Genomic DNA, 21,049 nt, shown 5'->3' with positions numbered 1-21,049 from the left:
TTGTGCGGGGATCGGAAATCGTTCGGCGGGCGGCTATTTGACGTTGATTCGCAGGTGTAGTGCGCCGTCGTCAGCGGTGGTATCGAGCGCTTGTGCGATGAGTGCGCTGATGTCGAGCCGACTCACGGCGTTGGTCGCCTGGCCGATCAGCGGTTGGATTGCTGGTACCAGCGGGGCCAGGTCAGGTCCCATCTTGTCGAGGTAGGCGTTGAGATTGCCGAGGAACGGGACGACGCCGTCGCCGGTGGTGTAGGCGCGCGGGTCTCGACGATCGGCCAGTTGCGCGACCTGGTCGATGACATCGTTGGCTTGCTGGCCGAAGAACGTCAGCAGTGGCCCGATTTCTTGCAGGGACGGACCTGCCCAGTCGATGTCCGCGCCGACGGTCTGCAGGTCGGTGAGCAGTTGCCGGAACGCGGCGGTGCGGCTGAGGACGGTCGCGGCCAGCAATTGGGTCGAGCGTTGTAATTGCGGTATCACGGGCTCGGTTCCGGTGAGGGCTTGGTCGAGGGTGCCGACCAGGGATTGGACGACGGTGGGGTTCAGTCGATTGATCAGGTCCACGACGCGCACAGCGACCTCGGGGATCGACATGGGGGCCTTGGTATTGCGCAGGTCGAGATGCTGATCGGCGGCTATGTAGGGTCCGTCGCCGTTGGCGGGAATGAAGACGATGTAGGCCTCGCCGAGGGCTGAGAGATTCTCGATCCGCACGGTACTGGCGGTGGGTACCCGATAGGCGCTGTCGAGGCGGATACCTGCTTCGACGCCGCTGGCAACTTTTCGAATGGCGGTTACCTTGCCGACTTCGACGCCGGCGAGCAGGATCGGCGAGTTCGCCGCGAGCCCACCGGAGTTCGGGAGCAGCATGGTCGCGTTCGTGTAGTCCTTGATCGGGTCGAAGCGCAGCACCCCGAACGCCAGGTAGCCGATGCCGACGATCAATACGAGCAGGATGGCCCCCAGTGAGCAGGCCGATCGTAGTTTCATCGCACGGCTCCGATCATCCGCAGCATTGCGATGATCTGATCAGTGCGATCTGTCGCCGAAAGGGACGCGGGATCGGAAACTGTCGCGCCGACCACGTTCACCTTGGGTCCCATCTGGGTGAACGGAATGAGTTTGTTCTGAATGAGATCGACGAGCTTGTTCAGGTTCGATGGCGTGCTCAGGTCCAATGGGCTTCCGGTGAAAAGCACTGGCACAACAGCTTTGGCCGCATTGTCGAGTGATTGGACCAGTGATGTCAGCCATAACGCATTGTGGGAGAGCGGTCCTAGTCCTGTCAGGACGAGGATGATCTGCACCACCGAGTTGTAGGTGTCCGCGACATGCTGGGCGCCGTAGTCGGTCAGCATGTCGTTGAGGATGGCTTTGTCGTCGAGGAGTTGCTGGGCGTTGAGCTCGAGTCCGTCGAGTACGGAATCGACGGTCTGGAGGTTTCCCGCGACGTCGGTGAGGTTGTTGCCCAGTACGCCGAAGATGCGGGCGGTCTCGTTCGGATCTTGTGGAAGAGCGGTATTGAGCTGTCGGATGATGTCTTGGAAGTTGGTGACGATGCCACCACCGGCGGTAGCCGCGAGTCCGGCCATGGTGTCTTCGATCTGGGGCGCCTGCGATGTCTGTGTGATCGGGATGGTCGCTCCGGAGGCGTAGGTCGCCCCTGCGGTGGCAGGTGGAGTGATGAGCGCGATGTGGACGTCACCGAGTGGGGTGTCCTGCCGGAGTTCGGCCGTGGTGGTTGTGGGCAACAAGATGGTGTTCTCGATCGTGACGTCGGCGACGATATAGCCGCGCTTGCCCGGGACCCCGGCGACCGGGCTGTGCACGGTTGCTGCGGTGAGGTTGCCGACCTGGACTCCGTTGGCGATGACCTTGGCCCGGTGTGGCAGATTCAGCACGTTCGCGAATTCGATGTGCAGCGGGTAGGTCGCACTGGAAACGGTCGTTCCGGGAACCGGTATCGAGGACGGGTCGAATCCGCAGCCGCCTACAGTCAGGGCCGTCGCTACGGTGGCGGTGGTCAGGCGGAGGAATCGACGCCGCCGGGGGTGGTGGTGTGTCATCGTGCACCTGCTGATTCGAGCACCCATCGGGTGAGCGAGATATTGACCAGACCATTGGTGGTGTCGGTGCACTGGCCTGGTGTGATCAGGTTGATCGCCGAACACAGTTGCGGTAGTTGTGGTTCTGGGATCGCGACTCGCGGTGGCGCGTAGGTCAGTGACACGCGTTTCGTCGCGGGGTCAACGGCGGTGGCGAACGCGTCGGCGATAGTGGGCATCATGTCGATGGCTTCGCGCAGGGAGCTCAGGCCGGCCGTCATCAGCTGAGGCAGATTCGGTACCGCGTCCAGTCGGCGCAGCAGCGGACCGCCGAACATGATGGTGAGGTCGTTGAGCGGTGGCAGCACATCGCGCAGCTTCTCGAAGATCGTGATGATCGGTGCCATGACAGTGTCTTTGGCGGTGCGGAGTGTTTCCGCGAATCGGGTCAGGGTGGATTTGATGTCGGCCCAGCCGTTGCTCGCGCTGTGCGCGAGACCTGACAGGGCGTCGAGCAGCGCGCCTATGTGCCCGATCGCCGCATCCGGTGAGTTCAGCACGGAACCGAGGTGGCGGATGATGGTATTGATCTGTTCGCCGGTTCCTGCGGTCGCGTTGTCGAGAGCAGCCAGTCCGCCGACGGTGAGATGGGGGTGGTCGGTGCTATTTGCATTGTTCAGTTGATCCGCGAGATCGGCTATGGCCGTGAAGGTTTGGGACATGCTCTTGGGAGTCACCGTCTTGGTGATGCAGTGGGCGGGGTCCCGGCCCGCACCCGTGGGCTCGGCACCGATGAGCGCCAGGCGACGGTCGGCGACGAGGGTGTCCGACAGTGTGGTCGCGCCACCGTCGGGCGGGAGTTTGCGCGAGGCGGGTATCTCGAATTCGACCCGAGCAGAGCCACCTTCGACTGTGATGTCGGTGACCTTGCCCTGCGGGATGCCCATGATCGTGACGGCGCTGTCCTTGTACAAGCCGATACTGTCGGGCATCAGCGCGCAGTAGCTGCGCATCCGCGGTGTCGGTTGCACCAGTTGGTAGCCCGCCACCACCGCCCCGGCCAGGCAGATGACCAATGTGAACGACAGCAATCCGCGCGAGTCCAGCATACGGTTGATCATCAGCATGTCCTTCCCGGTACGGGGACACACAGCGCCGCAACGGAAATGGTGGCGCTGGACTGGTCGATCGTGACCCCGCCCGGCGCGGTGAGCAGTGGCTGCACTTGGCGCTCTAGCGCGGCGATGGAGTCGAGCAGCGCACCGAGTTCGGCGCCGATCTCGTCGAGTTTCGGGATCGCATCGGCCAGGCCCTGTGCCATGGGTTGCAATGTCGCGTCCCACGCCCGCCCCAGCGGCGCAATCCGCGACAGCACCTCAGCTACTGTGCGCAGCGTCCGGCCAATCTCGGCGGCGTGGTCGGTGACGATCGTCTCCAGCAGGCCCAGTGAGGTGATCAGTTGCCAGACAACCGCTTTGCTCGCATTGAGGGAGGTGAGGTATTCATCGGCGATGGCGAGCGTGCGCGATACGTCGGCGTTCTGCTTGTCGAGGATCTCGACGATGTCGCCGACCGCGCTCACCAGCCTTTTGAACGAGTCGGGGCTATTGTCGATCGAGCTCGCCACCGCATCAAGATTGTGGCGCAAGACATTTCCGTCGATTCCTTGGAGAGGTTCGATCGCATCCTGGAACAGCGCCCGGCAGGTTGTAGGGCAGGGTCACGTGATCCGACGGGATCTTCGCCGAGCCCAGTGGCCGGGTTCCTGCCGGGTGCAGTGCGACATAGTGGCCACCGACGATGGTCAGCATCCGGATATCGATCGTGGACTGGGCCCCGACGAAGACGTCGTTGTCCACGGTGAGCGTCATTTCGACGCGGTCGGCCAGCAGTGACAGTGATTTCACCGTCCCCACGGTCATTCCGGCGACGCGCACCTCGTCTCCGACTCGAGTCGCTCCCGCGTCGGAGAGTTGCGCTGTGTACGTTGCGGCGTCGCCATCAGCCACATACACCAGTCCGAACGCGGCCGCCACGACGACTACACCCAGCAATCCCGCGAATCCCCAGCGCACATCCGAACGTTGTTGCGTGACACTATCTTTTGGCGTCTTCGCGCCGCGGGACGGCCGAAATGACCGCAGTCGTTGCCTCAGCGATTGCACAGTGTGATCCTTTGTCCGCCGATGAGCATCTGCAGAGGTTGGGGAGCCTGCGCCGTACCGTGCGCGCAGGTCAGGTCTACGCTCGGGCCGCTCGCCGGAATCAGATTCGCGAGCGATTGCAGTAGCGCGGGAAAACGATTCATCACCTCGACCGATGTCTTCGGGTCGGGGAAGGCATTGCGCAATGCGGCGTCCAGGTCGGGATCGGGGTCGCCGTTGAGGCCGAGCTGCGCGAGCAGGTTGTCGATTGGTGCCAGCACCGGCGGGATGGTCAGCGCGAAGTCGACGAGCCCGTCGATCTTCTGTTGCAGGTTCTGAAACAGCTTGGTGAGCTGTGTCAGCAATACCAGGGCGTTACCGGACTTTCCGGCGAGCTGGTCGCAGACCTGGGCCAGGTTGTGCACGAGCGTCGAGATCACCTGCTGGCGATCGCTGGTGTAGCGGCTGAGCTTGTCGATCGCGTCCAGCGCCGGACCGACGCCGGTACCTTGGCCCTCGATGACCGCGAGCATGCTGGTCGCGAATTGGTTGATATCGGCCGGTGCCAATTCGGCCAGTACCGGTTGCAGACCATTGAAGAGTCGGGTGATGTCGAAGGAGGGCACGGTCCGGTCGGTGCCGAAGGTCTGGTTCGGGCTGTGCCGGTTGCCGGGGGCGGTCGGCTGCTGGATGTCGAGATAGCGCTGACCAGCGAGGTTTTGGTATCGGATGGCGAGGGTGCTGTTGTCGAAGAGGGGTTGTGCGCGCTGCACGGTGAACCCGATCTTGACCTCGGCGCGGTCCAGGTGCAGTTCGGTGACCTTTCCGACCGGGGCCCCGTACATGCGTACGTCGTCGCCAGTCTTGAGTCCGTTGATATCGGTGAATATCGCCGTGTAGGTGTCGGTGTCGCCCTCGACCGGCCTGATGATGGTCTGGAAGACCCCGATCAGCAGCACAATCATTGCCGCGGCGAAGATGGCGGTCCGCAGTAGAAGTGAACGAGTCGATCTCACCGGCCGCTCCCCGGCAGCGGTGCGGGCAGTCCGGCCAGCAGCGGCACTGCCAGCCCAGGGACGCTCCGCAGCTCGACCGCAAGGTCCAGGACTGGGCCGTTGGCGGTGTCATGGAAGGCCTGTGCGAGCTGGTCGAGCAGTTGGCTCAACTCATGGCCGGAACGTTGGGGTGTAGCAACTGATTGCGCGACCGCGTTCAGTAGTGGCGCGAGCGCGTCGGTGTATCCGACGTAGTATTGCCCGCCGGTGGCGAGTGCACCGCTGAGTGCGGGAATCAGGCCGTCTGTGACCGCAGCGATGGTCATATCGAAGCGAGCCCGGTTGGCGTCCGAGGCCATGTAGGTATTGGCGTACGGGCCGTGCAGCAGGCGAAGCCCGCCGTCCAACGTCGAAGGTGTTCCGGCAAGGGGCTGCTCGAGCTGTCCTAACAGGAATGACGACGGAAGTTTCTGGGTATCGGCCATCGCACGAACAGTCACGACGATCGACTCGAACAACGGGGCGAATCCTTTGAGATCGCCCGAGAGTTGGGACAGCACTGTAGCCAACTGCGGTGTGAGTACGTTGTCGGTCAGACCGCCGACCCCACGCAGGAGCGTCGAGATCGTGGCGTCCCGGGTGCGTGCGGCCTCTACACCGCTCAGATCCACCACCGAGTCATTGCCGAGAGCCGTTCCCCCCGCCCCGGGCCGCAACTCGATTTCGCTGATGCCGAACAGATTTCCCGGTGCGAAATCGACACCCAACGTGTCGGTGAGGCCGAACAGCTGAGACTCGTCCAGGCGCAACATGATTCGCTGGCGGCCGCCCGGGATCGGGTCGATCGAAGCGACCGCTCCTACTTTGACACCGTCCAGGCGCACGTCGGCACCGGACTTCAGACCGGAACCGGTCTGCTGGGTCAGCAGGCTGACTGACATGTCGTTCGGTGCCTGGTCGGACGATATGACTCGCCCCCCGATCGTCACGAGCACCGCGATCGCGATCGCGCAGAGACCGAACAGCCTCGCGCGAGGCTGATCGACTGCCGCTCCCGACATTTCGAATTCCGACATCAGCTCACCCCGTGAACGACAGGGGTGTGCTGAAACCCCATAGAAGAATGGTCATCATCATGTCGAGGGCGATGATCGCGACCAAGCTCGCGCGGATGGCCCGGCCCGAGGCGATACCGACGCCTTCGGGGCCCCCGGTGGCGAAAAACCCTTGATAGCAGTGGATCAGGATGACCGCGACTGCGAACACGACCACCTTGATCACCGCCGCTGCGATGTCCCAGCCGAGCACGAACTGGAAGAAATAGTGGTCATAGACTCCGCGTGGTTCGCCATGGACCGCGGTAATCACCGCCGCACAGGCGATGTAGCTCAGGATCAAAGCGATCAGGAATGCCGGAACGATCGAGACGACACCGGCGATGATCCTGGTGGTGACCACGAACGGCACCGATCGCACCCCCAGGGCCTCGACCGCGTCGATCTCCTCCGAGATCCGCATCGACCCGATCTCGGCGGTCATCCGGCACCCGGCCTGTGCGGCAAACCCGACTCCAGCTGCGATCGGCGCCAGCTCGCGGGTATTCGCGAACGCTGAAATGACGCCGCTGACCTGGCCCAGGGATACCAGGTTCAACGCACTGTAGGCCTCGATGCCGATCGAAGCACCGACAGCGCCGCCCATCACCACCATCACCGCCGCGGTGCCGCCGCCGACGATTACCGAACCACGACCCCACATCATGTCGGTGATCGTCAGCATCGTCTGAGCGCGATAATGCTTGAGCGTCAACGGAATCGACGTCAGCGCTTGCCAAGAGAAACCGAGCACCAACCCGAGCTTGTCGATCGGCGACCAGAATCGGAGGCGGCGTCGCAACCTAGCCAGCGGCCGCAATGCGGGCGGCACATAGGAAGTCGCTGTCATTACGCGAGCCTGGTGGGGAAGAACATGGTCACCAGCTGAGTGATGACCACATTGACCAGCGCGATGGACACCACCGACAAGATGACCGCAGCGTTCACACCGTCGGCTACACCACGCGGACCGCCCTTGGCCTCTAATCCGCGCTGGCAACCGATCACCACGACCAGGTAGCCGAAGATAGTCGACTTGCCCAGCGACACCCATACGTCGATCGAGGTAGTGAACGAGCCGAAGGACGCCCAGTAACTGCCCGGCGTCACATCCAGAGCTGCGATCGCGACGATGTAGCCGGCGGCGATACCGACCACGATGATGAGGATGTTGAGCAACGGCGCAACGATCAGCATCGCGATCATGCGTGGCACCACAAGGCGTTGCACCGGATCGATGCCCATTACCCGCATGGCGTCGATTTCCTCGCGGATCGTGCGAGCGCCCAGGTCGGCGGCGATCGCCGCGGACCCCGCACCGCCCAACAACAGCCCTGTCGCCAGCGGCGCGCCCTGCTTGATGACGCCGAGTCCGCCCGCAGCACCGATCAGGGAGTCCGCACCGAGCTGGTGAACCAGGTTGCCGACCTGCGCGGACACGATCACCCCGAACGGAATTGCCATCAGCACACCGGGAATCGCGGTCACCGTGATGAGAAACCATGCTTGCGCCAAGGTTTCGTGGGTTTGCAGTCGCAGCCGCACGAGATCGACCACACCGATCTTCGTCGCCTCGGCACCCGAACGCATCGCACGACCGAATGTCGCGACGCTGGACAACACGGTCGTCGAAACATTGGACCGCAGAATATCGAGCGACGACTCGGATTTCCTGCGAGGTCGCGCCGCGACGTCGCGCCCGTCACCCACTGTGGGCACCTGAGGGTTGAATGGGGGCCAGGTCGAGCGAGGTGTCGGCAAGTGTCTGCGAATCAGTGCGGTCCACGGTCGTCCTTTGTGCTCCTGAGCGGGCGTTCTTTGGTCGCAGGCAATGACTTCGAGCATGATCTCGTCGGTGCCTGCGCGGCGGTGAAGACGGCACGGTCGATCCAGCGTGCCGCGTCCCCCGTTCGTGGTGATGGACCGCCTCGCGGAGGAGGAACTCGCGCAGTGGACGTGGGAATCGGGATGAGATGGGTATCGATGCCGACCATGCGGTGCCACCCTTAGTCATAGATCGAGGACGACACGGGTGTTCGCAGGTGCTCGGGACACGCATATCATCATCGCTTGGCCCGAGACCCGTTGCGGGTCATCGAGGTAGGTATCGTGGTGTTCGACAGTTCCTGACAGCACCCGTGTTTCGCAGGTGCCGCATATTCCGGACCGGCACCGAAACGGTGGCGTGAGCCCTGCTGCTTCGAGTGCTTCCAGGACTGATTTTTCTGGTGGCACCCGCACCGTTCGCGCACCCCGGAACAGCTCTACTTCGAACGCTGCTCGGGCAGCGCCGTCGGCGATGGTGTGCGGCGGCGGGCCCGGTTTGCGAGGCTGGCTGCGTCGAAACAACCAGTTGCCCATGGCAGTTCAGTTCATCCCGATGGGGCAACCGGCAGGGGTGTGCGCGGTGGCGTCGTGATGGTCGTAAGGGGTGGTGTGAATGTCTTGTCGGGCAGCTAACGCCTTGGCGAAGCGGACGTTCAGATTCCAGAACAGATCACTGCGACGAGCTCGCCGTATCATTCGCTGCTCAGCGAAGGGAAACCGATCCAAGACCCTGCGGGTCACGATGTTGGCCTTGACCGTCAACCCTGTCAGGGCGATCCACGGCCGAAGGTTCACCTCAGCCACACTCGTTGTCTTCGTCAGGGCGCGCACCAGTGGTTCGCCCGCGAAGTAGGCCAACGCGCCCAGCATTGGTCCTACTGCTGCTCGACTCAATAGCCCGCGCACACCGGATGTGTTGTCCAGCGCCGAATCTGCGGCACCGGCCATGACACCGGTCCACTCTGTCGGCCCGCCCGTATATGCGCCGATGTAGTCGAACATCTCTATCGCTTCGGCGCCCGAACGGGGAATGAGTTCTTCAGCGACACCGAAGACGTAGGCGATGTAGGACCAGTAGGTCATCACCGCGTCGAGATCGTCGGTGCTGCAGCGGCGCCCGTACGCATGATCAGCCAGCAGCGGCATCAATCCGAAGTTGGTCGCTGCCCCCATCATCGTGCCGTTCGAGATCGGGTTGCCGTGCTGCTCGAAATGCTCGTCACCCCACGACTTGCGTAATCCGGCCCGCGCCTGGGAATGCATCAACCGCACTCGGACGGTGTCTTTGAACACCGGGGAATACCGATCCATCCCACCCGCTCGGGTGGCGTTCAAGAACCATGTGTTGGTTTCGAACGTGCGGCGAACGAAGTCGTTGACCAATCTGCCGGTCGCTCCCGTCGCCGAGGACACTTCGGCGCCAACGAACGTGGCCAGGATATCTAGGGCCAACATGGCCGTTTTCCCGGCGAAGGACGCATTGATCCAGAGTTGACGCCCGCGCTCCCACACCGCTGGGTCATACCATTGGGGTGGATTGTCGAGCCGGTCGAACAACGCCACCAGCTCCGCGGGTGGATCGAGCACCGACCCGATTCCGTCATCGAGTGCGGCATCGAGCATGGCCCGGCCCTCGGCCATCCCGACCCGCCGGAACGCCTGCACCACCGCGTCCATCTGCTCGTCACCCTGCCACAGGTGATCGACCATCAAGCGAGTCGATCGAGTAGCGACCGGTTCCTGCTGCCAGTGCATCCACGGAGAAGTCAGTTGACGCCGCGGAAAATCCCATAGCGCCGTGGTCGACCTCGCGCGCATCGGTGCCAGGCGCAGGTCCATTCCCGCACGGTAGTAGTAGTCGAATCGGTGCGGCCTAACGTCTCTCGACGGCGGGATCGGTACTGCTGCTGTCACCATGACGTTGGACTCCTTTGTCGCTGGTCGAGTACACCGAGAGTAATAGTGAGTATCATTCAGTTTCAACTCAGTTTCAGGTACTCCACGACACGGCACCGGTAAGGCGTATATGAGCAGCTCCAAGCGATATCGGCCAGTTCAGAAAAGAGCTGAAGGCACGATCGAGAAGATTCTCGACAGCATGGCTCAGCTTCTCGAGGTGCACGGTTATCGGAGTTTGACTACGAACATGATCGCTGAGCATGCCGAGGTCAGTATCGGGACGGTCTACCGCTACTTCAGTGATAAGGACCAACTGCTGATCGCGTTGAGTGATCGGGCCACCGCCGACATCACCCACATGCTGCTGGTCACGCTGACCAAGATGGTGAACCTCGGCACCGACGAGATGGTACGGCTGTTTGTGGAGGCACTGGTTGGTGCGATCGAAGCCAATCGCGGCGTCATTACTGCGGTGGTCGGCGAAGTCCCGCTCGGGACTCAAAGCAACATGCTGCCCGGGGTCGAACAGCAACTCGAGCAATTCGCGCGCATACATCTCGCGATCCAGTTTCCCGAGCTCGACGACGCGACCATCGACGAGCTCGTCTACATCGGCATGGGCGTGGGCCTGTCGGCAGCATTACGGATCGCGATCGACAGACCAGCCAACCTCGACAGAGACCGCCTCATCGATCGCACCGCGACCTTGCTGACCAAAGGCCTATTCGCAATCGCCTGACCTATCGCCACCCTTCGCCTCCAGTCCGCGCTGGTACGCGATGACGACCACGGGATGGCCGAAGATGATCGACTTGCCGACGCGGATTGGGGACGCTTCTTGTGGCGAGGCCCGTTCCGGCATCTCGATCTCCCTTCGGCTAACCGGGAGTACTCAATATCGTGTCCGGTGACGCCGAGGTCGGTACGGTCCTGACCGAAGATCCGCGAGTCGATGTCATCAGCTTCACTGGCTCCGAAAGAATCGGTGCGCGGGTGCTCGCGCAGGCTGCGCCGAACATCAACCGTGTGCTGCTCGAACTCGGTGGCAAGTCGGCGCTGATCGTCCGCCGCCGACGCCGACATCGCCGCCGCGGTCGGGTACGCCGTCCGCCAGATCATCATCCAGGCCCGTGAGGAGATCTTCGGACCGGTCGCCGTCGTCCTGCCGTTGGACGATGACACTGAAGCGGTAGCGATCGCCTACGACAGCCCCTACGGTCTCGGCGGCCACGTTTACAGCGCGGATACCGAGGTGGCGTTCGCGATGTGCCGCCGCATCCGGTCGGGTTATCTTGCGATCAACGGTGGAGCGGGCGGCATGCACCCGGCATTACCGTTCGGCGGGTACAAGCGCAGCGGACTCGGGCGTGAGTTACCCGGAGAGGACGATGTCGAGCAACGCCTGGGGTCTGTCTTCGCTGTTTCGTAGAGCGAGCCAGCAGCCGTCGACCGTAGTCCAGTCGTCCCGGTTGCTGAAGCGCATTCGAAACGTGGCGGTTGCAGTTGAGGTGCCGCGAAGGAGTTCTAGTCGGCACTGCCCGATAGCGGAGAGGTCGTCGGGATGGATCTCTGGGTTGCTGCGGCGCAGATGGTCGGCGAATGTTGTTGCGACGGTGATCCAGTCGTAGATGAGCCCGGTTTGGAGATCTATCATGCCGATCGAGTGTCCGAGCGATGTTGGTACCGCGTGTAGTGCCAGTGATCCGACGTCAGCGGGTGGGGCGGGTTCGATGAAACTGATATCGACCAGTAGGCCCCTGATGGCAGGACCTGTGTTGATTGGATCGGTAGTCGCAGCGATGTGGAGGTGGCGGCGGCCGCGGGTCTCGGTGCCGGAGAGGGCGATATTGCCGCTCCATCGTCGACTGTCGCGGACCGGGTCGAACAGGGCAAGGAAACCGTGCCGGTCATCCCATCGGTCAACGTGGGACATCAGATCGGGAAGTGTTCGTGCAGAAAGTGTTTCGCTGGCCGGGAGCCCAATTAACGCTTCGGCGTCAGCGGCCATGTGTGCGACGCCGGTCAGCGCGTTCCATTCGATGGTGCCAACCAGCGGCATTGGTGGTGTTGCCTCGTTCTTGGTCCCCGCCCACAACCCGACGCCGTAAACGCTTCCGGCGGGTCCCAATACCGGCATTGCCGCGATTCGCAGGATGGATCCGGAAGGCAGGTGCACGGTATCGCGCTGGGACTGTCGAGTGATCGCACAACGATCGACGACGGGTTGCAGTCGTCGGGCTACCCCCGCGCTGGTGGCGATGCCGACCCGGCTGAGGTTGGCGAAGTGCCGTCGGTAGCGGCCGTCGATGATCACCGAAGGGCGTGCATCGACAGACAGCGTTTCGACGATGACCCATTGTCCGCGAGCGGTAGAGCTTCTCGGTTGCAGGTCGCGTACGTCAGACCGATGACGTGGCATGTCGGCAGGGGAGGGACTTGAGGTATGGGCGAGGTCGCAGGCGTAGTGGCCTCTAGACGATGGACGCGTGTCAACGGGCAGCGGGACCTCCGGGCGGGTGGACTTGACGGGTCCGGTTGGGTGGACAGCAGATCTTCGGGCCGGTGGACATCAGTTCTCCGGCTGAATCAGGTCAGGTCAGTGGCGTCACCCCCTTGCCGGCGAATGCTTCGGCCAGCCGGTGGGAATCACCTTTCGTCAGCACCAGGTGCGCATGATGCAGGAGCCGATCGACGGTCGCGGTGGCCAAAGTTTTGGGCATGATCGAATCGAATCCGCTGGGGTGGATATTGCTGGTCACCGCGATAGAACGCCGCTCGTAGGCGGCGTCGATGACACGGTAGAACGCTTCGGCGGCGTCAGCGCCAACCGGCAACATGCCAATGTCATCAACCACGATCAGATCGCAAGAGCAGATGCGGGCAACCGCGCGAGCGATCGAGCCGTCGACCTTGGCCTTGCCGATCATGGTGGCCAGGGATTCGAGGGTGAACCACGACACCCGCAGATCTTTCTCGATCGCCGAATGCGCGAGGGCTTCGACGAAGTGACTCTTGCCCGTGCCGGAGGGGCCAGCGACAGCTAAATTCTCATGTCGCCCAACCCATTCCAGAGTGGAAAGCGCATTCTGCGTTGCTTCGGAGATCGTTGACTCCTCCGGCAGCCACGACGAAAACGTCTTGCCAGTGGGGAAATTCGCGCGTTTGCGGCGTTGGCGGCGGGTGGCGGAGTTGCGTCCGGTGACCTCCTCGTTGAGTAGTACCCGAACTACCTCTGCGGGGTCCCAGCGTTGGGCGCGGGCGGTGGCCAGGACATCGGGTGCGGCCTTGCGCAGATACGGCAGCCGCATCCGGCGGCAGATCGCTTCCAGTTCGTCGGGCAGCGCCGGGGCTTTCGGGTGGCTCATGCTCCGAACCTCCCCCAGCCCGCGGTCCCGGGTTGGACCGAATGCGCCTCGTCGGCGCGCACGACGTCGGCGAGGCTGGAGAACTTGGCGAGGTGATCGAGGATGGCGGCGGTGTCGCCGTCGTCGAACCGTCCGGCGACCGCAGCGGCACCGAGAGCTTCGTCGACCGCATCGGCCCCGGTGATAGCGGCGAGCTCGAGAGCCCGGGTCATCTTCGCCCGGATCCGCGACACCCCGGTGGCCGAGGCTTCGGTGAGCCAGCGGCGGGCGCCTTCACCGAGGTCGAGAAACGCGATCTCCTCAACCGTCCGAGGCCGCAATTTCCGCACCCGCGGTAGATCCCCGCCCGCGTGATGGGGATAGTGCTCGTCGAGGATGCGCGGATTACCGGGCGTCGAAAGCTGGTGGCGGGCAATCTCGGCCAGCCCGTGCGGGGTTCGGGCGGTGATGACCAACTCCTCACCGGCGACGCGGCACCACACCTTGGCGCCCTGGTGCCCGTCCGGGGTCGAATACCGCACCGACCCCCATCGAACAGTCTGGTCGTCACCGACGAGGCGTTCCTCACCCAGAGCGATCGCATGCGGTTCGCCCGGCAGCACATGCAGATGCTGACGCTCGATCCCCAGGCGAGCGATCGGCGCGACACCGGTCTCGCGATGCGGGCGGGCGTTGATGCGTTCACACCACGCCCAGCACGCATCCGCCAGCTCGGTGAACGAGGAATACTCGGGCAGCAGATTCGCCGTGGTCGGCACCAGATCGGCTTTCGCGATCTTCACCGTGTGTTCCGCGCCGCCCTTGGACTCCGGATCGAAGGGCTCGCATGTTTCCACCTTGCAGCCGTAATGCCTTCCGGCCGCGACCATTTCCGGATGCCGCACCGGCAGCCCTGCGATCCGGTCCACCGTCACCGTTCTCGGGTTGTCGGTGAGCAAATACGTTGGGGCGCCACCGATCCGGCGCAACGTCACATCAATGCCCAGCACCAGCGAACCCAGGGTTTGATCCCACGACGGGATCACCACCCGATATCGTGACCACGCCAGCCAGGCGCAGAACAACTGGGTCCGCCGACCAGCCACCTTCGGGCCCTCACCCCAGTCGAATTGCAGCCACATGCCCGGCTCGGGCAGCCACGGCCGATATTTTCTGCGGTGGCCGGCCTTCCACGCCGTCTTCGCCTCGGCGACCGCGCGGCGCGTCGAGCGGTCGGTGCCGGTGAACCCCATCGCCTGCAGTCGTTGATGCACCACATCAGCGCGCACCTTGCCCTGGGACTTGTCGACCCACTCCTCGATCTTGCCCACGAACGGGTCGATCGACTTCGGCCGCGGCAGTTTCACCAGCGGATCGCGGCCCGCGTCGCGGATCGCGACATACCGGGCCACCGTCTTCTCATCCACCCCCGACAACGCTGCCGCCGAATGCGCGCAGCGTGTCAAATCGAACGCTTCCAGAATCTCCATGATCTCCCTGTCAGACTTGGTCAACGGGATCCCTTCGACGCAGTTGGCGAGCGATCACACACCACTCAGCCAACCCGCCCGAAGAGATCCCGTTTCGCATTTACTCAGGCGTGTCCCGGAGACCCAGACGTCCGCCCATCCGGAGAAATCATGTCCGCCAGCCCGGACCCATATGTCCATCCACCCGGATTATCCGGCGTCCGCTGGCAGACGCGCGTGAGGTGGGTTGGGCCGCCTTGGACGGTAGGTCGGCGCGCTGCCATCGGAAGGCGACAACGCGTCGTCAGCAGTGGTCATTGTGAACCTCCGCTGATGACGTTCTCGCTGCAACTTCGGGGCGCCTCGGATGCTGCGGTCGGTAAGGATCTGCTGCTCGAGGCGGCTTTGCGGTATCGATAACGGTGCAGCACGCTGACACGAGCGATCGTTTGGACGAGCAGCGCACGCACGCATACGGGGCAGCCGGGATCGGCCAGAGGGCTGGTCCCGTGGTGATGGCGTGTATCGGAATAGACATGGGCGCCGCCTCCTCGCGTGAACACGATGCTGGTTCTGGCCTTCGCCTAGGCGAAAGCGCCACCATGTGTCAGCGGGACGTGCGCTGCCGAGAGAAACAAGCAACTGCCGTCTCCAGCGGATATTGATAGCTGGATGCTATATGGCAGAGTAGTGAGTTTGCCGGAAAATGTCCAGCGAAATGGGCAGGCAGGTTATGAACTATCCGCACGAACCTTGACCAGCGCCGCGGTGGGGGTCACGGTTTCGTCCAGGATTACCAGGGACGCGACAATGTTGATTCTGATCCAGCCTCCATCGCTGCTGCGTACTCGGATATGGCCCTCGGCCGGTGCTGTCCGCACCGCCTCGGCCAATGCCTTCGCTTTGGCGACATCCTCAGGATGTATTGCCGGATCGCGTTCGGGATGTCCCGTCATTTCGCATTGCACCGTTGGCATCGGGGCGGATAGCCAGCGGATCGCGGTGAGCGTTCGCAGGTCCACGAGTGCTGCGTGCGCGCCTGCCTGCGAAGCCATCTCGGCCTCCATGAGGCTGTCGGCGAACGTCAGCGGGTCCGCGATCGCGGACGATCCCTCGGTGATGTCCTGGGTCACGCCATGGAGCCAGCGTTTGCCGTCGTCATCGACGGACAATCGGGCGGCGAAGTGAAAATCGCGCAGTACGTCGTCGTACCGCCATATCTTCCATACTTCGTGAACTTGCGTTCCGACCTGGCCGGCCATCACCCGCGCCAGCGCAACTTCCTGGTGTCGCGCCGCGGTCGTCACGCCAAACATCGACTGCACCCTAGAGATCTCGGTAAGGGCTTTCTCTGGTGGAATTCGATACACCGAATGAACGTCAGCGCTGGCCAGGCATGTGCCGCGGTCGACATCCCACACCCATGCGCCGGTGGGCAGGCGTTCGGGTGGCGCCGAGGACTCCGGCCCTGCCCACACTTGGACAGCGTTGACCATACCCAGGGGAGATAGAAACGGCTCCGCGATGACTTGGACGCCCTTGGATCTGGCCTTGGCGCGGTAGGGCTCTTTCGATTGGTACGCCCCGGCGACCGCATCGATGATCGCTTCGCGGTGAGCTCCACGAAGCTCGTTTTCCAGCGGCCGCAGCGGTCGAACGTGTCGCCCGATCGCGATGACACGAGGCGGTCCGCCTCCAAGCGTTTCGACCAGAATCCAGCTGGCGACCATAGCTTCGACGATAGGTCAGGATGCGGTGGATGTGGGCGATACGGGCGATCGCTTTGGATTGCACTTCGGCTACGTCCGGCATGGCCGGAGCCGGTTCCCCGGACGCAGGTCTGCATCTGTTGTCGGTAGATCGAGTGCCGCGAATGATGCTGTTTGCTTGCCCCTCGAGCGTTCGAATGTGGGACGCCACAGCGTCGCCGTCCAAGAGTTGCATAGGTGAGTTGATGCTCGGGTGGGTTACCCCGTCGCGTTGTCCAAAGCTGTCGGGAACTCCCGCTGGCGGATTGCGCGAAGGTTGCGCACAATTGTGATGTGAGTTACATTCGTGAATGCCCCGTCTGAGGGGTTTCCCGGTAACCGCAGTGCGGAACCGGACGAGGGCTGGACGATTCTGACGCGAATTTCGCTGTCAACCCATACGGGTGGGGACTTCATATTCCACGCGGGACAAGCGCTTTCGACCGGCATGGCAGCTCTGTGCTCGACCAGGGTTCAATGTGCTTCCCATGTAGGAAGTTTCGATTCTCCTGGCTCCGGGTGGAGGAGGCGGTCGCTATGAAACATTTCTCTCGGCAATCTACTGCGGTGATGCATCCCGGCAATCGGAGTGCGGATCAACCGGTGACTCAACGTTTTCAGCGGCGCCCCGATGTTCTGCGAGATGCGGGACTCAGTGAGCGCCTCGAGCGGCTGTACGACGCGATGGTCGATGATGACCGGCGTCTGCGGAGGCTGGTTCAGGAACGTCGCCGACTGCAAGACGGCCGGGAGCGTTCATGCGGTTGTGGGCTGCGCCAGCATCGGATCGCAAATCCGAACGAAGGATAGGGCTTTCGCGTAACTCACAGGTCCGTGGGCGGAATTCGGGCTTGGTGTGGTGGCGCGGTTGCTGGCGTCTGCCTCGTGAGTAGATGCGTTGACGAGGCCCCTGCACGTCTATACGGGTTCGATTGATGGCGGTTCGGTACGCGAAATGTGTTGCGAACCAGTGTCAGTGGAGGTGATTGAATGGGCGATAGTGCTGCCGATGGTATGAATAGTGCTCCGACCGAGCGGATCCTGCGGATCCGGGAGATCAGTGCTCGAACGGGAGATACGCCAGATCGTATCCGTCATCTGCGTGTGGTTGGGCACGAGTTGTATTCGCGGGCTTGGAAATCGGGACTTGCGAAGAATTCTCCGCTGAAGCTCGAGGCGTCGGCAGTTGATGCCTGGGTGGCGGCACGGAAGCGGTCAACCGGCCGGGAGGCGTCGTGAAGCCCGGCATCAGCGTCGGGAGCCGGGGCCGATTTCCCGTTGCAGTGCGGTTGTTGATCGGTGGAACTGTGTGCGCTGTCGGGGTCGGTGGCTTGACCGGTGCGGGAGCGGCCACCGGAAGTCCTTGGCCTGGTGCGGGATTGGCGGTTTCTGACTGTCCTACAGTGGCCGGTGTATTTCTGCCTGGTACGTGGGAAACGAACGCTCAAGCCGATGAGACGAAGCCGGTTGGGTTGCTAGGTCCGGTCGCGACTCGTTTGTCGGAGCAGTTCGGCGACAAGTTCGCCTTCCGGTTCCCGGCATATGCGGCTGCGGCGTTCGATGGGATGGCGTATGGGAACAGCAAAGCGACCGGGGTCGCTGCAGCACGTCGGGTGATTGGAGATTTCGGGCAGAGTTGCGGTGCAACGAAGTTCGTGCTGGCGGGTTACTCGCAGGGCGCTGACGCGTTAGGCGATATCGCAGGATCGATCGGTTGCTCAGGCGACCCGATCAGTGCGGAGCGGGTGCTGGCGGTGGGATTGATCGCTGACCCACGGCAGGGGACCAACGGCGGGAAGCTGGTTGGTCCGCAAGTCGACGGTGAAGGTATCGCTGGTCCACGCCCGGGTGGGTTCTGTGCCTTGTCTGCCGTGACGGCCGAAATATGTGCACAGCAAGACAAATACTGCGCGACCAACGCGTCGGCCAATCCCATTCTGGCGGGCCTGGGGCGGATCCTGTCGCAACCTGTCGGCGCCGCGGGCACGGCCACCGAGCAAGACGCTGGCTCAACGTCGGATCTGATCGGGTCATTGGTCTCCGATGTCGGCAACATCGACCTGACGGGTCTGCGGTCCAGCATCGAAAAGGTTGTCGCCGCTGCGGGACAAGGACAGGTCGACGCCAACGGTGTGTCGGCGGCGGTGCACGAGATGCAGGCAGCATTAGGGCCCCTCGGTGAGCTGGCCTCGTGGGCGAAGGTGAACCCTGGGGCAGTATCAGGTTTGTCGAATGATGCTGCGGGCTCACCTCAACGGGTGGCCGGCGAGGTGGTCGGGGGACTGTCGCGATCGGACCTGCCCGCTGCGCTGACCTCGTTGTCCGAACTCGCCGGGTCGGCAGCGGGCACGCCGAGCGGTGATGACGGCGCGGCAGCTGCGAGCCGGTTCGCCTCGGCGACAGCGCCGTTGACCGAATCAATGGGCTCGTCCTCGCCGGAGGCGTTGTCACAAGCGTCGCGGGCGCTAGGCATCCTGAAGCCCTCGGTTGTGGTCGGGCAGGTGAGCAATATCGCCACCAACGGGTTGAAGTTCGCAGGGAATCTGCCCGCGGTCGTGGATACGGTGTCGCGGATCGGCGTGGCGATCACGGAGACAAACGACGTCGCGGCGAAGGTGACGGTCTTGCACGGTCTGTTCGGTGAACTGAACACCCTGTTCAAGCCCCTGGTGGTGCTGGCTGACGGTGTTGATCTGCGGACGGTGTCGCAGCTGGTCGCGATGATCCCGGATACCTCCGGCACCGCGCAGACCGCCTCGGTCCTCGTCGGGCTCTTGGACAACCTGAACGTCGTCAAGCTGGCCCGTCAGGTCGGGCGACTGCAGGAGGACCTGTGGAGTATCGCCGAGGCGATCACCAAGGGTGCCAACCCGATAGAGGTCGGGACGCGACTGGTTGGACTGGTGCCGACGATGCTCGGGTTCGTCAGCTTGGCGGTGGACACCCTGACCGACACCGCCAGCCACAGCGACGGATCCGAGCCGACAGCACCTAACGGTGCCGGGGGCTTGGGTGCGGTGGCGCAGCAGTTGAGCGATAGCCTCACCGGGCAAGGAGGCGAGGACCTTGCTCAGCTCACCTCCGAGGGGGTGAGCGCGGCGAACTTCTTCGCCTCCGGTGTTCATCAGGGCTACGAGCACTATCTCGTCGATGGACAACGCAATGCCGTTGACTGGCTGACTGATTGGTTCTCCGCCCGTATCCGCACCGTCGCGGGGGTGGTGTGATGGCCGCCCCGTTGATTGGCCTGCTCGGTGTCGGCGGTGTGGCACTCGTGGCCGCGGTCGCGTTCATGCTCGGGTCAGGAGACCGCAAACCGCCGAACCCGAACTGCCTACCCGAAATTCCCCGTACCTATCAGCGGGTATCGACGGGCGGGGTGGTGATGCCGCTGGCGCAGGGCACGTACACGGTGTCCTCGCCGTTCGGGTCGCGCGAGGGAGCGGTGCATCGCGGTGTCGATCTCGCCGCGCCGTTGGGGACACCGATCCTCGCTGCAACCGATGGCCGGGTGGCCGCGGCGGGCCCCGCCGAGGGGTTCGGGCATTGGATCATCATCGACACCGTCTACGACGGAGCCCCGCTCTCGACGGTGTACGGGCACATGAGCGCCGGTGGGGTCTTCGTCAAGACCGGCGACGAAGTCCGTGCCGGGCAACCGATCGGTGCGGTCGGCAGTGACGGTGAATCCACTGGTCCGCACCTGCATTTCGAGGTCGTACCGGGTGGGCGGCTGCAGGGTGGGCAACAGATCGATCCGATGCCGTGGCTCGAGCAGGCGACGAAGGCCGTGCCCGGCGGGCACGTGATGCCGGTGGCGCACGTGGGTGCACCGGGTGGTTCCCGGGCGAGTTCGCGATCTCGCTGGATGCTGGGATCGGCTACGGCGATGGTGGGGTGTGGCCCGAGTTCTGCTGTGGTGGCGGGGGTTTCGTTGCGCCCAGGCTCGGTGCCAGCTGAGTACGAACTCTGGATCGGCAAGGCCGCGAGGACCTGCCCAGAGGTGACGGCCCCGTTGCTGGCGGCAGAGTTGAAGCAGGAGGCGGGATTCAACCGGTTCGCCCGATCGCCAGCCGGTGCGCTGGGGCCCGCGCAGTTCATGCCGGATACGTGGGCGCGCAACGGTGTCGACGGTGATGGTGACGGGCGTGCCGATATCTACTCGGTCCCGGATGCGGTGATGTCGCAGGCGCGATATGCCTGCTCGCTGGTGGAGATCGCGAAAGCTGGCCTGGCAGAAGGAAAACTGCGTGGTGATCTCACTGAGTTGTGGCTGAGTATGTACAACTGTGGACCCGAGGGCACCCTGAGCCAGGGCGGGGTGTGTCAGAACGCGGAGACCTTGGGATATGTGAAAGCCATTCCCCGCATGGCCGCCGAGTACGCCGCGGCAGAGACCACGCCTGCCGCCGAACAGCGCCCCAGCCGGAGCGCTCAGGCGAGCGTGGCAGGGGGTGAGCGCTGATGACCGGCCTGAACCCCGA

20 protein-coding genes and 1 pseudogene are annotated in these 21,049 nt (G+C 63.5%); 5 read left to right on the top strand and 16 right to left on the bottom strand.

Features of this window, described 5'->3' with window-relative positions; translation table 11 throughout:
• Positions 1-33: 33 nt before the first annotated feature.
• The 11 genes from OG203_RS16265 to OG203_RS16215 form a co-directional block, all read right to left on the bottom strand.
• Positions 34-990 (bottom strand): MlaD family protein, encoded by a 957-nt coding sequence (locus OG203_RS16265; protein WP_405166491.1) that lies wholly within the window; start codon positions 988-990, stop codon positions 34-36.
• A complete protein-coding gene (locus tag OG203_RS16260; protein ID WP_405166490.1) occupies positions 987-2,066 on the bottom strand; it encodes an MlaD family protein in 1,080 nt (359 codons plus the stop codon). Before OG203_RS16260 ends, OG203_RS16265 begins: the two co-directional genes overlap by 4 nt.
• Positions 2,063-3,166, bottom strand: a complete 1,104-nt coding sequence (locus OG203_RS16255) for an MlaD family protein (RefSeq protein WP_405166489.1) — start codon at positions 3,164-3,166, stop codon at positions 2,063-2,065. The genes OG203_RS16260 and OG203_RS16255 overlap by 4 nt, the downstream gene beginning before the upstream one ends.
• Complete coding sequence (locus tag OG203_RS16250; protein WP_405166488.1) at positions 3,166-3,627, bottom strand: hypothetical protein; 462 nt, start codon at positions 3,625-3,627, stop codon at positions 3,166-3,168. The genes OG203_RS16255 and OG203_RS16250 overlap by 1 nt, the downstream gene beginning before the upstream one ends.
• A gap of 49 nt (positions 3,628-3,676) precedes the next feature.
• Entirely contained in the window at positions 3,677-4,120 is a 444-nt protein-coding gene (locus OG203_RS16245; RefSeq protein WP_405166487.1) for an MlaD family protein, read from the bottom strand.
• Positions 4,121-4,197: 77 nt separating this feature from the next.
• Positions 4,198-5,205 (bottom strand): MlaD family protein, encoded by a 1,008-nt coding sequence (locus tag OG203_RS16240; protein ID WP_405166486.1) that lies wholly within the window; start codon positions 5,203-5,205, stop codon positions 4,198-4,200.
• A complete protein-coding gene (locus OG203_RS16235) occupies positions 5,202-6,125 on the bottom strand; it encodes an MlaD family protein (protein WP_405166485.1) in 924 nt (307 codons plus the stop codon). The genes OG203_RS16240 and OG203_RS16235 overlap by 4 nt, the downstream gene beginning before the upstream one ends.
• A 139-nt stretch (positions 6,126-6,264) precedes the next feature.
• Entirely contained in the window at positions 6,265-7,128 is an 864-nt protein-coding gene (locus OG203_RS16230) for an ABC transporter permease (protein WP_405166484.1), read from the bottom strand.
• A complete protein-coding gene (locus tag OG203_RS16225) occupies positions 7,128-7,988 on the bottom strand; it encodes an ABC transporter permease (RefSeq protein WP_405166483.1) in 861 nt (286 codons plus the stop codon). Before OG203_RS16225 ends, OG203_RS16230 begins: the two co-directional genes overlap by 1 nt.
• A 300-nt stretch (positions 7,989-8,288) precedes the next feature.
• On the bottom strand, positions 8,289-8,639 hold the full coding sequence (locus OG203_RS16220) for a 2Fe-2S iron-sulfur cluster-binding protein (protein ID WP_405166482.1): 351 nt from the start codon (positions 8,637-8,639) through the stop codon (positions 8,289-8,291).
• Between the two features lie 6 nt (positions 8,640-8,645).
• The gene (locus OG203_RS16215; protein ID WP_405166481.1) at positions 8,646-10,022 is read right to left on the bottom strand and encodes an oxygenase MpaB family protein; all 1,377 of its coding nucleotides are present in this window, start codon (positions 10,020-10,022) and stop codon (positions 8,646-8,648) included.
• Positions 10,023-10,131: 109 nt separating this feature from the next.
• On the opposite strand from OG203_RS16215, the gene OG203_RS16210 reads away from it, so the two are divergent.
• The 3 genes from OG203_RS16210 (at position 10,132) to OG203_RS16200 (ending at position 11,433) form a co-directional block, all read left to right on the top strand.
• Entirely contained in the window at positions 10,132-10,743 is a 612-nt protein-coding gene (locus OG203_RS16210; protein ID WP_405166480.1) for a TetR/AcrR family transcriptional regulator, read from the top strand.
• 161 nt (positions 10,744-10,904) lie between these two features.
• Entirely contained in the window at positions 10,905-11,138 is a 234-nt protein-coding gene (locus OG203_RS16205) for an aldehyde dehydrogenase family protein (protein ID WP_405166479.1), read from the top strand.
• Positions 11,139-11,172: 34 nt separating this feature from the next.
• Positions 11,173-11,433 carry an aldehyde dehydrogenase family protein gene (locus tag OG203_RS16200; RefSeq protein WP_405166478.1) on the top strand — a complete coding sequence of 87 codons (261 nt, stop codon included), beginning with the start codon at positions 11,173-11,175 and terminating at the stop codon, positions 11,431-11,433.
• On the opposite strand, the gene OG203_RS16195 is transcribed toward OG203_RS16200, so the two are convergent.
• From OG203_RS16195 to OG203_RS16175, 5 genes and pseudogenes are all read right to left on the bottom strand, one after another.
• Positions 11,377-12,063: a hypothetical protein gene (locus OG203_RS16195; RefSeq protein WP_405168220.1), complete on the bottom strand. Its 687-nt coding sequence runs from the start codon at positions 12,061-12,063 to the stop codon at positions 11,377-11,379. The genes OG203_RS16200 and OG203_RS16195 overlap by 57 nt on opposite strands.
• A gap of 12 nt (positions 12,064-12,075) precedes the next feature.
• A pseudogene (locus OG203_RS16190) lies at positions 12,076-12,423 on the bottom strand (GAF domain-containing protein); the annotation flags it as partial.
• A gap of 172 nt (positions 12,424-12,595) precedes the next feature.
• Positions 12,596-13,369: an IS21-like element helper ATPase IstB gene (istB, locus tag OG203_RS16185; RefSeq protein ID WP_405160819.1), complete on the bottom strand. Its 774-nt coding sequence runs from the start codon at positions 13,367-13,369 to the stop codon at positions 12,596-12,598.
• Complete coding sequence (gene istA, locus OG203_RS16180) at positions 13,366-14,838, bottom strand: IS21 family transposase (protein ID WP_405167889.1); 1,473 nt, start codon at positions 14,836-14,838, stop codon at positions 13,366-13,368. The genes istB and istA overlap by 4 nt, the downstream gene beginning before the upstream one ends.
• A 710-nt stretch (positions 14,839-15,548) precedes the next feature.
• A complete protein-coding gene (locus tag OG203_RS16175) occupies positions 15,549-16,547 on the bottom strand; it encodes a GAF domain-containing protein (protein ID WP_405166477.1) in 999 nt (332 codons plus the stop codon).
• Positions 16,548-17,800: 1,253 nt separating this feature from the next.
• Between OG203_RS16175 and OG203_RS16170 the strand changes: the two genes are divergently transcribed.
• Positions 17,801-19,792, top strand: a complete 1,992-nt coding sequence (locus OG203_RS16170) for a cutinase family protein (RefSeq protein WP_405166476.1) — start codon at positions 17,801-17,803, stop codon at positions 19,790-19,792.
• Positions 19,792-21,030 (top strand): peptidoglycan DD-metalloendopeptidase family protein, encoded by a 1,239-nt coding sequence (locus tag OG203_RS16165; RefSeq protein ID WP_405166475.1) that lies wholly within the window; start codon positions 19,792-19,794, stop codon positions 21,028-21,030. Before OG203_RS16170 ends, OG203_RS16165 begins: the two co-directional genes overlap by 1 nt.
• Positions 21,031-21,049 lie beyond the last annotated feature (19 nt).

Origin of the sequence: Nocardia sp. NBC_01499 (assembly GCF_045040275.1) — a bacterium.
In the GTDB taxonomy this organism is placed as follows: domain Bacteria; phylum Actinomycetota; class Actinomycetes; order Mycobacteriales; family Mycobacteriaceae; genus Nocardia.
This window is presented reverse-complemented; position numbering and strand designations above follow the sequence as displayed.

What these genes read in the sequence shown, in the direction of transcription:
- OG203_RS16265 (WP_405166491.1), bottom strand. Translation starts at nt 990, where the DNA reads ATGAAACTACGATCGGCCTGCTCACTGGGGGCCATCCTGCTCGTATTG.
- OG203_RS16260 (WP_405166490.1), bottom strand. Translation starts at nt 2,066, where the DNA reads ATGACACACCACCACCCCCGGCGGCGTCGATTCCTCCGCCTGACCACC.
- OG203_RS16255 (WP_405166489.1), bottom strand. Translation starts at nt 3,166, where the DNA reads ATGATCAACCGTATGCTGGACTCGCGCGGATTGCTGTCGTTCACATTG.
- OG203_RS16235 (WP_405166485.1), bottom strand. Translation starts at nt 6,125, where the DNA reads ATGTCAGTCAGCCTGCTGACCCAGCAGACCGGTTCCGGTCTGAAGTCC.
- OG203_RS16230 (WP_405166484.1), bottom strand. Translation starts at nt 7,128, where the DNA reads ATGACAGCGACTTCCTATGTGCCGCCCGCATTGCGGCCGCTGGCTAGG.
- OG203_RS16220 (WP_405166482.1), bottom strand. Translation starts at nt 8,639, where the DNA reads ATGGGCAACTGGTTGTTTCGACGCAGCCAGCCTCGCAAACCGGGCCCG.
- OG203_RS16215 (WP_405166481.1), bottom strand. Translation starts at nt 10,022, where the DNA reads ATGGTGACAGCAGCAGTACCGATCCCGCCGTCGAGAGACGTTAGGCCG.
- OG203_RS16210 (WP_405166480.1), top strand. Translation starts at nt 10,132, where the DNA reads ATGAGCAGCTCCAAGCGATATCGGCCAGTTCAGAAAAGAGCTGAAGGC.
- OG203_RS16195 (WP_405168220.1), bottom strand. Translation starts at nt 12,063, where the DNA reads ATGCCGCTGGTTGGCACCATCGAATGGAACGCGCTGACCGGCGTCGCA.
- istB (WP_405160819.1), bottom strand. Translation starts at nt 13,369, where the DNA reads ATGAGCCACCCGAAAGCCCCGGCGCTGCCCGACGAACTGGAAGCGATC.
- istA (WP_405167889.1), bottom strand. Translation starts at nt 14,838, where the DNA reads ATGGAGATTCTGGAAGCGTTCGATTTGACACGCTGCGCGCATTCGGCG.
- OG203_RS16175 (WP_405166477.1), bottom strand. Translation starts at nt 16,547, where the DNA reads ATGGTCGCCAGCTGGATTCTGGTCGAAACGCTTGGAGGCGGACCGCCT.
- OG203_RS16165 (WP_405166475.1), top strand. Translation starts at nt 19,792, where the DNA reads ATGGCCGCCCCGTTGATTGGCCTGCTCGGTGTCGGCGGTGTGGCACTC.